Source organism: Rhizobium sp. BT03, assembly GCF_030053155.1.
Classification (GTDB): domain Bacteria; phylum Pseudomonadota; class Alphaproteobacteria; order Rhizobiales; family Rhizobiaceae; genus Rhizobium.
Map to the genome: position 1 here is coordinate 551,557 of NZ_CP125641.1, position 13,240 is coordinate 564,796.

Here is a 13,240-nt window from a genome sequence, read left to right on the forward strand (position 1 = left end):
TGTTCCCAGGGCCGATTGGCAAGCACGCAGCTGCTTGCCGACGTTGCGGATGGCAGGTAGCGGCGTCCATTCCCTGACAGGTGCCACACAAGTTAATTTCAGGACCTCTTTCGGCTCTGCTCGACGGCCGACGATCGGCGCCGTGCCGATATCAGCCAAGAGATATTTTCACTCGCGGGGGCTGTTTTTTCCAAGGTTTCCATGAACTTATGGTCGTGTTGTGGCTCTAATTAATCGCAGAAGTGTCGGTCAGCGCAAGTTTTCTAAAAACGACACCGGCGCCGCCGTTTAGTTAATACTAAATTATTAGATCCGGTGCGAGATTTTGCATCAACCGGAAAGCCGGTCGTCCCATTTATCTTCGAGGAGACCCGCATGAAGCGCCTCAGTATCAAGCAAGCCCTGATCGTGAAGCTGTCGATCATCAGCTTGTTCATGGTTGGACTGTCCTATGTCTCGCTGAGCACGATTTCGACACTCCGTGCCAATACCGAGCAGATAGGGACCTTCTGGATGCAGAGGCTCGTGACCGCGCGCGAAATCAAGGATAATTTCCTCGAGGTGAAACTGGTCTATGCTCAGTTCCTTCTGGAGGATACAGCGGAGGAACGGACCGTCGCGCGGCAAAAAATCGATGCCGCAGGCATCGCGCTCGACAAGATTGTCGCCGAATACGAAAAGGGCGTCCGCACCGAGCGAGGGCGCGAACTGATCAATCAGATCAAGCCGGAACTGAGCAAATATCGCGGGTTGGCAGATCAAATGATCGCACTTGAAAACAGCGGGAAGACGCCTGACGCAGTCCGTTTCTTCAAGCAAGAGATGGAGCCTCAATCGGCGCTGGTCGACAAGGGTGTGGGCGATCTGGTTGCTTTCATTCTCAGCCAGGCCGAAGGTTTTGTGGCCGCCAGCGATGGTTCCGCGGCGTCCGCCTTCATGTTGACGGCCGCAATTGCAGCGCTGGCCGTGCTGATCGCCATGGCAGGCATCGCGTTTGCAATATTCGGCATCGCCAATCCGATCAAAAGCATCGCCTCCGCCATGAAGCGTCTGTCGGACGGTGACCTCGATAGCGACATACCTGGTGCCGGCCGCGCCGACGAAGTTGGCGAAATGGCCGGCGCCGTCGAAGTTTTCCGCCAGAATGCTCTCAGTGTCGTCAGGCTCGAAGAGGAAGCGGCTGCATCTCGCAGCGAGAGTGAGGCGGTGCGCGCGGCAGCCCAGCAGCGCGCCGAACGTGAAGCCGAACAATTGCGCTTCGCAACCACGAGCTTGGGTGGAGGCCTTCGGCGGCTTGCAGCCGGCGACATATCCTTTCAGCTTTCTGAGCAATTTGCCGCCGAATACGAAAGCTTGCGCGAAGACTTCAACGCTTCGCTCCGGCAATTGGGCACGACGATCGGTGCGGTGCTCCAGACGGTACACAGCATAGATAGCGGTAGCGGCGAGATCGCATCCGCTGCGCAGGACCTTTCCAAACGTACCGAACAGCAAGCAGCCTCTCTCGAAGAAACGGCTGCAGCCTTGGACGAGATCACCTCGAATGTGACGATGGCGTCCAAACGCACCGACGAGGCGCGCAACGTGGCTCTGGAGGCCGATCTCAGCGCCCAGCGATCGGCAACCGTCGTGTCGGAGGCGGAGCAGGCCATGCGACGCATCGAGGATAGTTCGGAGCAGATATCGAACATCATTGGCGCGATCGATGAGATTGCCTTCCAGACCAACCTCCTGGCGCTGAACGCCGGCGTTGAAGCTGCCCGTGCGGGTGAGGCCGGCAAAGGTTTTGCCGTGGTCGCACAAGAAGTCCGTGAGCTTGCCCAGCGCGCTGCTCACGCAGCCAAGGAGATCAAAGGCTTCATCCAGAAGTCGTCGACGGACGTCAAAAATGGCGTCAAACTGGTTCTCGAAACCGGCACGTCGCTGAAAGCGATTGGCGAGCACGTCGTACAGATCAACCAGCTCATGGATGCGATTGCCACCTCGGCGCGTGAGCAATCGACCGGACTTGCCGAGATCAACACCGCCGTCAATCACATGGACCAGGCGACCCAGCAAAATGCGGCGATGGTCGAACAGTCGACGGCCGCCGCCGCCTCTCTGTCCTCCGAGGCCGGCCGCCTGCGGCATCTGGTCAATCAATTTCAATTGGAGGGCGACAGAAGCACGGCGGGCGTGGAGCACGGCAGCCGGGGCTTCGACGGCGATGCGCCCATCCGGCTGGTCGCTCCGCGGCGTGCGATGCAAAGATGAAGCCGCTGGCGGCGCAATGACGCGCTACAAGAATGCCCCTGTCGGCCTGGCGTGTAGCAAAGGATCTACCAGCGCAGCAGGCGAGGGCCGGTGGCGGCGCCGAGCGCGCCGGTGAGCAGGATGCCGAGGGAATACCAGATCAGCACGAAGGGCATGCCGTTCTCGGTGCAGAACCACGAATAGACCCAGGCGCCGGCCGCTCCCGCGGCAATGCCGGCGACGAAGCCCGTCAACCGCAAGTCCGAGGGTGCCGCCTGGCGCAACGCCCAGACGGCGCCGGCATAGACGGGCAGGGCAAAGCTGAGGATCAGCCACGGGCAATGGAGCGCCGAGGAGCCGAGGATCAGCACCGGATAAGTGTCGGTCGGGGCCATCATCAGCTGGGCGGCTGCAGCCGCCGTCATGGCGGCGAAGATTAAGGCAAGCAGGCCGAAAAAGCGGCCCTCGGATCCGTCGGGGCGGGAAAGCCGATAGACGGCGAGGAAGGCGGTTACGGCAATCAGCGCATTATAGGCGGATTTGATCCAGAAGACCGGCAGCATCAGTACTTCAGGCATATCGACCCGCGGACCGAGAATGGCCAGCATCAACAGCAGCGACAGCCCGAGCGCCGGCACGATGCCGAGCGCGAAGCGCCGCCGCAGCGCATTGCGCGGCACCGGCTTCAGGTCGCTTGCCAGGCGTTCGACGATATCGTCCGTCTTTGTCACGATGCGCCTCGCAATCTCTCTGCGAGCGCCTTCAGCGCCCGGTGGATGCCGACCTTCACCGCCGATTCGGACTGGCCGGTGCGGCTTGCGGCGTCGGCGACCGACTGGCCTTCCAATTTCACCTGGCGGATCAGCTCGCGCTGTCTCGGTGACAGCCCACTGAGTAACCGCTCGACATCCATGCGGGCCGTCAGCGTATCCTCGCTGAAGTCGCTTTCGATCTCCTCGCCAAGCTCGGTCTCGGCTAGCCTGCGTCCGCCGCGGCCGCGATGGTGGTCGATCAGCTTGTAGCGGGCGATCGAGAAGAACCAGGCCGTGAACGGTCTTTCCCGGTCATAGGTGGATCGGCGCGAATGCAGTGCCAGCAATGTCTCCTGGACCAGGTCTTCCATATCCGCTTTCGTCGCCGCAGCCATCCTGCGGCTGTAATAGCCGACAAGCAATAGGCGCAAGGCCGTGAGCAAACGCCGATAGGCTGCCTCGTCCCCGTCAAGGGAGAGAAGCATCAATGCTTTCAGGGCTTCTTCCGAATGGGCGGTTGTCATGCTGTCGAAGAGTTCATTCGCAGAAAGCGGCAATCGGTTACAGGGAAGATCAAAAATAATGCCGTCATCACAGCCCTATCACATGCGCGTGAGGCTGTAACGCATTCCGGCGCTCCGCCGAATAGCCAAATGTGAGCCGTCGGCAGGCCGCCGGCGGACACGGATCCATTTTCAGGAGAGTTCCATGACCAAGCTTTTTTCCAGCCTTGCAGCCTGCACCTTCGCCATCGGGCTTTCGCTTGCCGGCGTCGCATCGGCTGAGGACGCGATGAAGTCCGATGCGATGAAGAAGGACACTATGGAGAGCAGCAAGATGTCGAAGGATGCCATGAAGACGTCGGGCACCAAGACGGACTGCATGCACAAGGCCGGCATGGAAAAGGACGCGATGAAAAAGGCCGACATGATGAAGAGCTGCGACGCGATGAAATAAGCGTTCGCGTCTGCGCGGCCGCCGAAACCTTATCCGCGGCGGTCGCGTCTTCTTCTCTCGAAACGTCCATCCATTCGGAGAATGATCATGGCGACGATCGATGCCCGTGCGAAAACCGGGCGCATGCTCATCTACCGCCACAGCCTTGCCGTCCGCCTGTCGCATTGGCTGAACGTGCTATGCCTCACCGTGCTGCTGTTCAGCGGCCTGCAGATATTCAATGCGCATCCGGCGCTCTACTGGGGCCAGTACGGCGCCGACAACGATCCGTCCTTTATCTCCATGGAAGCTGCCGAAGACGGCGACCACGTGAAAGGATTGACGCATGTCGGTTCGTTCACCTTCGATACGACAGGTTTCCTTGGTGTCTCCAATGTCGACGGCGAGGCGACAGCAAGAGGTTTTCCAAGCTGGCTTACGGTTCCCAGCTATCAGGATCTGTCGACCGGCCGGCGCTGGCATTTCTTTTTCGCCTGGCTCTTCGTCTTCAACGGCATCGTCTATCTCCTCTATGGGCTGATCAGCCGGCATTTCCGCCGGGATCTCGCCCCTGAAAGCAAGGAACTGACGCTCGCCCATCTCGGTCACGAGGTCGCCAATCATGCCCGGCTGCGTTTTCCGAAAGGAGCTGAGGCACGCCACTACAACACTTTGCAGAAGCTGACCTATCTCGCGGTCATCTTTCTGCTGTTGCCGTTGATGGTTGCGACGGGACTGACGATGTCGCCGGGCTTCAATGCCGTGGCGCCCTGGCTGCTCGATATTTTCGGCGGACGGCAATCGGCCCGCACCCTGCATTTTCTCACGGCCTTTTCGCTCGTCGCCTTCGTCGTGGTGCATGTCGCGATGGTGATCCTGTCGGGTGTGTTCAACAATCTGCGCTCGATGATCACCGGCTATTACGCGATCGAACAGGGAGATGAACAATGAGCCGCCTGATCACCCGCCGCCGCTTCCTGATCGGCTCCACCCTGACCGCCTCCGCACTGGGATTGAGCGGCTGCGACGCATTGGTCGAGAGCGACCGGACGAAGTCGGTCCTGAAGGTCGCCGAGGGCTTCAGCATGAAGACGCAGCGCTTCCTGCTCGGCGACAACGCGCTCGCCCGTGAATTCAGTGAGGCGGATCTCTCGCCGGTCTTTCGCTCGAACGGCACCAGCATGCCCGACAACCCGCAATATCTCGACTGGATGAGCCGGCAGTTCTCGACCTGGAGGCTTGATGTCGGCGGGCTTGTGGAAAAACCGGCTCAGCTCTCGCTCGCGCAGTTGAAGGCGATGCCGTCGCGCAGCCAGATCACCCGGCACGACTGCGTCGAAGGCTGGAGCGCGATCGGTAAATGGACGGGTCTGCCACTCGGCGCCTTGCTGCAATCGGTCGGGCTCAAGCCCGAGGCTCGTTACATCGTGTTCCACTGCGCCGATGAATACGAAAAGACGCTGGATGGCACCGGCTGGTATTATGAGAGTATCGATCTGGTCGATGCCTTCCATCCGCAGACGATCCTTGCTTATTCGATGAACGGACGCGACCTGGAAGTGGCGCATGGAGCGCCGCTGAGGCTGAGGGTCGAGCGGCAGCTCGGTTACAAACAGGCGAAATATCTGACCCGCATCGAAGCGGTCGCCGATCTCGGCCGGCTTTATGGCGGCAATGGCGGCTTCTGGGAAGATCGCGGCTATGAATGGTATGCCGGCATATAGGGTGCGGGCAGACCCGGCCCACCAGGCTCAGGCTCTCCTGTTTAAGTTTTATGCGGCGGATTGACGCACAACTCCGGCGATGATACCTATGCCTCAATTGGTCAGGCCAGTTGACCAGATGCGCGCTTGAGGAGAAGCCGCGGGGAGGCACAATGTTTTCGCCTGTTGAATCACGCCGCCTGTACAGGCAGGTGGCGGACCAGATTCGTTTGATGATATCAAGCGGCGAGCTTGCCGTCGGCCAGCGGCTGCCGGCCGAACGTGACCTGGCGGAGCAGCTGTCGGTGTCGCGCCCGACCGTCCGCGAAGCGCTGATCGTCCTGGAGGTCGAAGGCCTCGTCAACATCCGCATGGGATCCGGCATCTATGTCGTGCGCCAGCATGCCGCGACTGCGGCAGGGAGCGAGCGCGAGCCGGTGGAAGGGCCTTTCGAGCTGCTGCAGGCGCGCGCCATCATCGAATGCGCCATTGCCGAGGAAGCTGCGGGCTGCGCCGGTCCGGAAGGCATCGCCCTGCTCGACGACGCGCTGACGCGCATGAGCGGCGGCGTCAACGATGCGAGCACGGTGCTTGCTGCCGATCGCGCCTTCCACACCGGCATTGCCGCCATCGTCGGCAATGCAACACTGATCCGGGTGACGGGTGAGATGTTCGACATGCGCATGACGCCTTATTTCGCCAAGCTCGCCAGCCACTTCGAGGGGCCGGGAACATGGCGCAGCGCCGTCGACGAGCATCGGGCCATTCGCGACGCGATTGCATCAGGCGATGGAGCGGGCGCCAAGGCGGCCATGCGCGCTCATCTCGCCCTATCGCAGAAGAGGTTTTCCGAAAGCTTCGGGGAGGAGTTTTCGGGAGAGGAGGAGCGCGGCCGCCAAAAGCGGCCCGCGAAAGGAACTGCCAAGATTTAACCCGAGCTCGGGAGGAGAGAGCGATGAAGAGCAGACTGGCAACGATACTTTGCACCGCAGCCGCGATCATGGCGACGACGGCGGTCGCGCATGCCCAGACGGTACTGAAATGGGCGCATGTCTATGAAACCTCGGAGCCCTTCCACACCGATTCCGTCTGGGCTGCGGAAGAGATCGCCAAGCGCACCGACGGGCGCTACAAGATCGAGGTCTATCCGGCCTCGCAGCTCGGCAAGGAAGCCGATATCAACCAGGGGCTCAAGCTCGGCACGGTCGACATCATCATCTCGGGATCGAGCTTTGCCGCACGCGACTACAAGCCGATCGGCGTCACTTACTTCCCCTACATCTTCCGCAGCCCGGATCATCTGATCGCCTATACCAAGAGCGATGTCTTCAAGCGCCTCGCCAAAGGCTATGAAGACAAGACCGGCAACCACATCGCCGCCGTCAGCTATTACGGCACGCGCCATACGACATCGAACAAGCCGATCGCCAAATGCGCCGATATGCAGGGCCTGAAGATCCGCGTGCCCGACGTTCCGGCTTATCTCGCCATGCCACGCGCCTGCGGCGCCAACACCACGCCGATCGCCTTTGCCGAAGTCTATCTCGCGCTGCAGAACGGCACGGTCGAGGCGCAGGAAAACCCGCTGACAACGATCGAGGCGAAGAAGTTCTACGAAGTCCAGAAGAACATCATCCTGACCGGCCACATCGTCGATCACCTCAATACCGTGATCTCGAAGACGCGGTGGGCGAGCCTGTCCGACGAGGACAAGAAGATCTTGGGCGAGGTCATGCAGGAGGCCGCGGAGCGCACGACCAAGACCATCGCCGGCAAGGAAAACAGCCTGGTTGCGACCTTCAAGGAAAAGGGCATCAACGTCACCGAGGTCGATAAGGCCGACTTCGAAAAGAACGTGATGGAAAAGGTGAAGTTCGAGGACTTCGGCTATGAGAAGGCCGATTGGGAAGCCATTCGGGCGATCCAATAACAGCCGCTCGATTCGCGCCTGCGGCTGCCCCTCACCCTAACCCTCTCCCCGTTAAAACGGGGAGAGGGGACCTGCCCTGCGAGACGTTGGCGAGGGACGGAGACGTCGCCGCATATCCCCTTCGCCCCGCGTGCGGGGGTCCGAAGGACGGGTCGAGACCCGTGGCTCGACCCCGGTCGGTGGCGGCAGCCGGATGAGGGGCAGGCGCCGCCGAGCAATCAACGAGGTTTGTCGACGAACTGAAAGGGCCGCCAACTGCTCTTTGTCATGCTCGGGTTTGTGCCCCAGGCATCTGCCCCGGTCGATAGGGCAGCAGATCCTCGGCACAAGGCCGAGGATGACGACGAGCAAGAATAAGCGCCGCGCGCTCCTTCCCCAACCGGAACAAGGCCGATCATGTCGCAAGAAATTCACACGCCAATCACGGCCGAGGAAATCGGCCACGAGTTCGAAGGCCACGCGCCGACCGCAAACGTCGCGGATTACGCCGTCGAGGACTGGATCACGCTGATCGTCTTCTGGCTGATGGCGGGCTGCGTCTTCCTGCAGTTCTTCACGCGCTATGTGCTGAACGACAGCTATGCATGGACCGAGGAGATCGCGATCAACTGCCTGATCGGCGTCGTCTTTCTGGGCGCCGTGATGTGCGTGCGCACCTCGCGGCATATCCAGGTCGATGTGTTCTATCACTATATGCCGGCCGGGCTGGCGCGCGTGCTCGCCACCTTCGTCGATATCGTCCGCATCGGCTTCTTCGCCTATGGCTGCCACCTGATGTGGCGCTATGTCGACATCGTCGCCGACGAGCAGATGGTCACCGTCGAGCTGCCGCGCAACATTGTCTTCTATTCCGTGCTCGTCGCCTTCGTGCTGATGCTGATCCGCGCGGTCATCGTCTTCATCGCAAACATGCGCCGCGGCTACTCCGTTCTGGAGCGCCCCGAAGAATTCCAGACTGTCGAGGGTTGATCCGATGCTGCTGCTTCTTGGTTCGTTTCTGGTGCTGATGCTGATCGGCGTGCCGGTCGCCATCTCGATGGCCGTCGCATCCGTGCTCTATATCGTCCTTTACGGCGTGGCGCCCGATATCATCGTCGCCCAGCGCATGATCGCCGGCGTCGAAAGTTTTCCGCTGCTCGCTGTCCCCTTCTTCATCCTGGCGGGCAACCTGATGAATTCGGCGGGTGTGACCGGCCGCATCTACTCCTTCGCGGTCGCCCTCGTCGGCTGGATGAAGGGCGGGCTGGCGCAGGTCAATATCATCGGCTCCGTCATCTTCTCCGGCATGTCCGGCACCGCACTTGCCGACGCGGCCGGCATCGGCACGATCGAGATCAAGGCGATGAAGGATCACGGCTATCCCGTCGAGGCCGCGGTCGGCGTGACGGCGGCGTCTGCCACGCTCGGTCCGATCTTCCCGCCGTCGCTGCCTTTCGTGATCTACGGCATGATGGCGAATGTTTCGATCGGCGCGCTTTTCATGGCCGGCATCCTGCCCGGCGTCGTGATGACGCTGCTGATGATGGTCACCGTCGCCGCCTTCGCCTACAAGAAGAGCTGGGGCTCCGACGCGCCCTTCGATATCAGGCAGCTGCTGTCGGCCGGTATGGAAATCGTCGTCGTCCTGCTGGTGCCTGTGGCGATCTATCTGATGATGCAGGCCGGCCTGTCGATGAACGCCGCTGCCGGCATCGCCCTTCTCGCCCTTCTGGCGCTCGACTGGTATTTCGGCTTTTCCGCCGTGATGGCGCTGATGACCCCGGTGATCCTGATCGGCGGCATGACGATGGGTTGGTTCACGCCGACGGAGGCCGCCGTCGCCGCCGTGCTCTGGTCGCTGTTCCTCGGGCTGGTGCGCTACCGCACCATGACGCTCTCGACACTCGCCAAGGCAAGTTTCGACACGATCGAGACGACGGCCTCGGTTCTCTTCATCGTCACGGCGGCATCGGTCTTCGCGTGGTTGTTGACGGTGAGCCAGGCGGCACAGCTGCTTTCCGATGCGATCCTGTCAATCACCGACAACAAGTGGGTGTTCCTGATCCTGGTGAACCTGCTGATGCTTTTTGTCGGCTGCTTCCTCGATACGATTGCGGCGATCACCATCCTCGTGCCGATCCTGCTGCCGATTGTCGCCAAGTTCGGCATCGATCCGGTTCAGTTCGGCCTGATCATGACGCTGAACCTGATGATCGGCCTGTTGCATCCACCGCTCGGCATGGTGCTTTTCGTGCTGTCGAGGGTGGCGAAACTCTCGGTCGAACGCACCACCATGGCGATCCTGCCCTGGCTGGTGCCGCTCTTCCTGGCGCTGATCCTGATCACCTTCATCCCCGCCGTATCGCTCTGGCTGCCGCAGCAGCTCGGGCTGCTGAGATAGGAGAGATAAAATGCAGACACGTCTGGCACGGCTCTACCAGAAGGGCGATCTCAGGATCGAAACCGACACCGTTCCGGTCCCCGGTCCAGGCGAAGTGCTTCTCAAAATGGCGGCCGCAGGTATCTGCGGCTCAGATCTGCACTATTATCAGGATGGCGGCTTCGGCCCGGTCAGGGTTCGCGAGCCGATCATCCCGGGCCACGAAGCCGCGGGAAGCGTGAGCCGGGCAGGCGAGGGGGTCGATCTCAAGGCCGGCGCGCTGGTGGCGGTCAATCCCAGCCAGCCCTGCGGCCAATGCGAATATTGCGAAAAGGGCTTGCCGATCCACTGCCTGGAGATGCGCTTCATGGGCAGCGCAATGCGCCTGCCGCATGAACAGGGCATGTTCCGGGAATGGCTGGTGGTGCCGGCCAAACAATGTTTCGAAGTCGGGCCTGCGACGACGGCCGCCGAAGCGGCCTGCAGCGAGCCATTGTCGGTCTGCCTGCACGCCGCATCGCGGGGCGGCGATATCACCGGCAAACGTGTCCTCATCACCGGCACCGGCCCGATCGGCGCCCTGATGGTTGCGGTTGGCGCTTATCACGGCGCAGCCGAGATCGTGGTGACCGATCTGGCGGATGCCGCGCTGGAGAGGGCAAGGGCGATGGGCGCCAGCCGCACGATCAATGTTTCCCGGGACGCGGCAGCGCTTGCGCAATTCGAGGCGGGCAAGGGCTATTTCGATCTCGTCTTCGAATGCTCGGCTGCCGCACCTGCGATCCGCAGCGCCATTGCCGCCATCAAGCCGCGCGGCACCATCGTCCAGGTCGGCGTCACCGGAGAGATCGCGATCCCGCTTAACGCCATTGTCGGCAAGGAGCTTCACATCCACGGAACGCAGCGCTTCCACGAGGAATTCGCCACCGCCGTCGAGCTGATCTCCAGCCGTAAGATCGATGTGCGGCCGATCATCAGCCACAGCCTGCCGCTCGAACAAGCCACCGCCGCTTTCACCCTCGCCGGCGACCGCACGACTGCCTGTAAGGTGCAGCTTACGTTTTAGAAGGGCTCATTCCGTGCCGGCACGCCATTCGCGGTAGGCAAGATGGATTTTCGCGCCGATCGTCGTCAGCGGCTGCGGCGGCAGCGCAACCGGCGTCGCCAGGCGGTCGTAGACACGGCCGAGTTCGGAGTCGTGATCGAGCACGCGTTCGGCCGCGGCGATGCCGGCGGCGGTGGAGTTCGATGCGCCGAGGCCGTTGCAGCCGCAGGCCGCGAAAACGCCGCGCTCGATTTCTCCGAAGGCCGGCACGTGGTTGCGCGTCAGCGCCATCGCGCCGCCCCAGCGGTACTGCATGCCGACACCGGCGAGCGTGGGGAAACGATGGGAAAACTTGCCGGCATGCAGGCGGCCGGCGCTGCGGATATCGGTATCGCCGATCTCGATGCCGGGATTATAGCTGTAGCGGGAACGTATGAGGACGCGGTCGCCGCCCTTGGTATTGATGCGGCGCACCGTCGTTCCCATCGGCAGCGCCGGGGTCGCCGCCCATTTCCTTTCGCCGCCGAGCCTTGCCGGATCGAACTCCTCCGTCAGGGACGCATAGGTGAAGACATGCAGGAGACGCCCGCGGAAGAAACCGAAGCTTTCCGCATGGCCGTTATTGGCCATGATGATCTTGCCCGCCTGCACCGATCCCTTCGGCGTCTTCACCAGCCAGCCGCCTCCGGAGCGCTCGAAGGAGAGGGCGGGCGTCTGCTCGAACAGCCTCACCGGCAGCTTTAGGCAGTCGGCCACGCCGCTTATGTAAGCGGCCGGCTGGATGATGATCGTGCCGGGCGAGAACAGGCCCGAGGTGAAGGCCTGCGATCCAGTCACGGCTTCGATTTCCGGGCCTTTGAGCAGGCGATGTGCTTCGCCCATCTTCGAAAGCTGCAGCGAATAGGCCTCGAGATGCTTGTCGCCCTCCGTGCTCATCGCGATGCTGTAGCGGCCGCAGGGATCGAACAAATCCTTTCCCCAGCCGTTCTCAGCGGCGAGTTCGCTCGCAAGAGCGATGGCCGAACGCTGCAGGAGCACGGAGTCGCGGAACTTGCCTTCCGATTCGCCACTGAAATCGTCCGAGGAAACCTCGTGGGGCAAATCGATGATGAAGCCGGAATTGGCGCCGGCCGGGCCTTCGGCGACGATGCCGGCTTCGAGAACGGCGACCCGGACGGTCGGATCGAGCTGCGAGATCCGGTGGGCCGCCGACAGGCCGGCAAAGCCGCCGCCGATGATCGCGACATCGACGCTGATCGCTTCGTCCAGGGCCGGGCGCGGCGTGCGTGGTGCAAGTGTGGCCACCCAGCCCGACAGGCCGGCGCGTTTGGGAAGCCTGGAGGCGACGAAGACGTTCTGTGCGGCCTGGGTCATGGTCAGATCGCTTCCCGCCCCATGAGCGGTTCGATCGCGCGCCGGAGAGCGGGAAGCTTTTCCGGGGCAAGGGCGCGCAACGGCTTTCTTGGGGCGCCGGCGCCATAACCGATCAGCTCGGCGGCTGCATAGACGGACTGCACGTAATCGCCTTCCCAGATCAGGCCCATCGCCGGCTCCAGGAATTTCCAGAGCTCGCGGACCTCGTCCCATTTGCGCTGTGCGGCGGCCTCGACGAGGGCGACAGAGGTTTTCGGCGCGAAGTTTGCGCCACCCCAGATCAGGCCGTCGCATCCGGCATAAAGTGCATAGGGAACGAGCGGGTCGGCGCCGTTCATGACGAAACGGCCGGTACGGATGAGGGCTGCCTGTTTTCCCAAATCCCCGCTGCTGTCTTTGACGGCTGAAAAGCCCGGAATGTCGTTCAGCTTTTCGAGGAGTTCCGGCGTGATGGCGACGCCGACCGCCTGGGGCACGTTATAGCCGATAACGGGAAGGCCAGATTCGGCGACCTCGGCGTAGAAATCGAGAATGCCCTGGTCGTCGGTCGGCCCTTCGAAGAAGGGCGGAAGCACCATGACGCCTTCGGCGCCGGCGTCGCGGGCGCGGGCCGTCCGCTCCACGACGTCTTCCACCAGCAAGGCCGAAGTCTGGGCGATCACCTTGGCGCGGCCATTGACGATCTTCGCGCCACGGCGGACCAGTTCTTCGGACTCCTGCTTGGAGAGATAGACGTGCATGCCGGTTCCCGAGCTGAACAGGAAGCTGCGGATCCCGGCGGCGAGATAGTGTTCGACGTTGATTTCAAGCTGTCCGTAATCGATGCGGCCGGCATCGTCGAACGGGGTGGTGATTGCAAGATTGAGTCCTGGAAAGGGAAAGGCGGTCATCGATTAAATCCCGTTGTGT

Annotated in this window: 13 protein-coding genes; 9 read left to right on the top strand and 4 right to left on the bottom strand. The window is 61.9% G+C overall.

Features of this window, described 5'->3' with window-relative positions; translation table 11 throughout:
* The first annotated feature begins 375 nt into the window (after nucleotides 1-375).
* A complete protein-coding gene (locus QMO80_RS24360) occupies nucleotides 376-2,253 on the top strand; it encodes a methyl-accepting chemotaxis protein (protein ID WP_283200441.1) in 1,878 nt (625 codons plus the stop codon).
* Between the two features lie 65 nt (nucleotides 2,254-2,318).
* Here the strand turns inward: QMO80_RS24360 and QMO80_RS24365 are convergent, their stop codons facing one another.
* Complete coding sequence (locus QMO80_RS24365; RefSeq protein ID WP_283200442.1) at nucleotides 2,319-2,963, bottom strand: NrsF family protein; 645 nt, start codon at nucleotides 2,961-2,963, stop codon at nucleotides 2,319-2,321.
* On the bottom strand, nucleotides 2,960-3,508 hold the full coding sequence (locus QMO80_RS24370; protein ID WP_283200443.1) for a sigma-70 family RNA polymerase sigma factor: 549 nt from the start codon (nucleotides 3,506-3,508) through the stop codon (nucleotides 2,960-2,962). Before QMO80_RS24370 ends, QMO80_RS24365 begins: the two co-directional genes overlap by 4 nt.
* 184 nt (nucleotides 3,509-3,692) lie before the next feature.
* Here QMO80_RS24370 and QMO80_RS24375 point away from each other — a divergent pair, with 184 nt between their 5' ends.
* The 8 genes from QMO80_RS24375 (at nucleotide 3,693) to QMO80_RS24410 (ending at nucleotide 10,978) form a co-directional block, all read left to right on the top strand.
* Entirely contained in the window at nucleotides 3,693-3,941 is a 249-nt protein-coding gene (locus QMO80_RS24375; RefSeq protein ID WP_283200444.1) for a pentapeptide MXKDX repeat protein, read from the top strand.
* An 87-nt stretch (nucleotides 3,942-4,028) separates the two neighbouring features.
* Entirely contained in the window at nucleotides 4,029-4,871 is an 843-nt protein-coding gene (locus QMO80_RS24380; RefSeq protein ID WP_283200445.1) for a cytochrome b/b6 domain-containing protein, read from the top strand.
* Nucleotides 4,868-5,644: a molybdopterin-binding protein gene (locus QMO80_RS24385; protein WP_283200446.1), complete on the top strand. Its 777-nt coding sequence runs from the start codon at nucleotides 4,868-4,870 to the stop codon at nucleotides 5,642-5,644. The genes QMO80_RS24380 and QMO80_RS24385 overlap by 4 nt, the downstream gene beginning before the upstream one ends.
* A 152-nt stretch (nucleotides 5,645-5,796) precedes the next feature.
* On the top strand, nucleotides 5,797-6,555 hold the full coding sequence (locus QMO80_RS24390) for a FadR/GntR family transcriptional regulator (protein WP_283200447.1): 759 nt from the start codon (nucleotides 5,797-5,799) through the stop codon (nucleotides 6,553-6,555).
* A gap of 23 nt (nucleotides 6,556-6,578) precedes the next feature.
* Nucleotides 6,579-7,553 carry a sialic acid TRAP transporter substrate-binding protein SiaP gene (locus QMO80_RS24395; RefSeq protein ID WP_283200448.1) on the top strand — a complete coding sequence of 325 codons (975 nt, stop codon included), beginning with the start codon at nucleotides 6,579-6,581 and terminating at the stop codon, nucleotides 7,551-7,553.
* Between the two features lie 396 nt (nucleotides 7,554-7,949).
* Complete coding sequence (locus QMO80_RS24400; protein WP_283200449.1) at nucleotides 7,950-8,522, top strand: TRAP transporter small permease; 573 nt, start codon at nucleotides 7,950-7,952, stop codon at nucleotides 8,520-8,522.
* A gap of 4 nt (nucleotides 8,523-8,526) precedes the next feature.
* Nucleotides 8,527-9,933 (top strand): TRAP transporter large permease, encoded by a 1,407-nt coding sequence (locus QMO80_RS24405; RefSeq protein WP_283200450.1) that lies wholly within the window; start codon nucleotides 8,527-8,529, stop codon nucleotides 9,931-9,933.
* Nucleotides 9,934-9,943: 10 nt separating this feature from the next.
* Complete coding sequence (locus QMO80_RS24410; protein ID WP_283200451.1) at nucleotides 9,944-10,978, top strand: L-idonate 5-dehydrogenase; 1,035 nt, start codon at nucleotides 9,944-9,946, stop codon at nucleotides 10,976-10,978.
* Between the two features lie 6 nt (nucleotides 10,979-10,984).
* On the opposite strand, the gene QMO80_RS24415 is transcribed toward QMO80_RS24410, so the two are convergent.
* Both QMO80_RS24415 and QMO80_RS24420 read right to left on the bottom strand, forming a co-directional pair.
* Nucleotides 10,985-12,331: an FAD-binding oxidoreductase gene (locus QMO80_RS24415; protein ID WP_283200452.1), complete on the bottom strand. Its 1,347-nt coding sequence runs from the start codon at nucleotides 12,329-12,331 to the stop codon at nucleotides 10,985-10,987.
* Between the two features lie 2 nt (nucleotides 12,332-12,333).
* The gene (locus tag QMO80_RS24420; RefSeq protein WP_283200453.1) at nucleotides 12,334-13,221 is read right to left on the bottom strand and encodes a dihydrodipicolinate synthase family protein; all 888 of its coding nucleotides are present in this window, start codon (nucleotides 13,219-13,221) and stop codon (nucleotides 12,334-12,336) included.
* Nucleotides 13,222-13,240 lie beyond the last annotated feature (19 nt).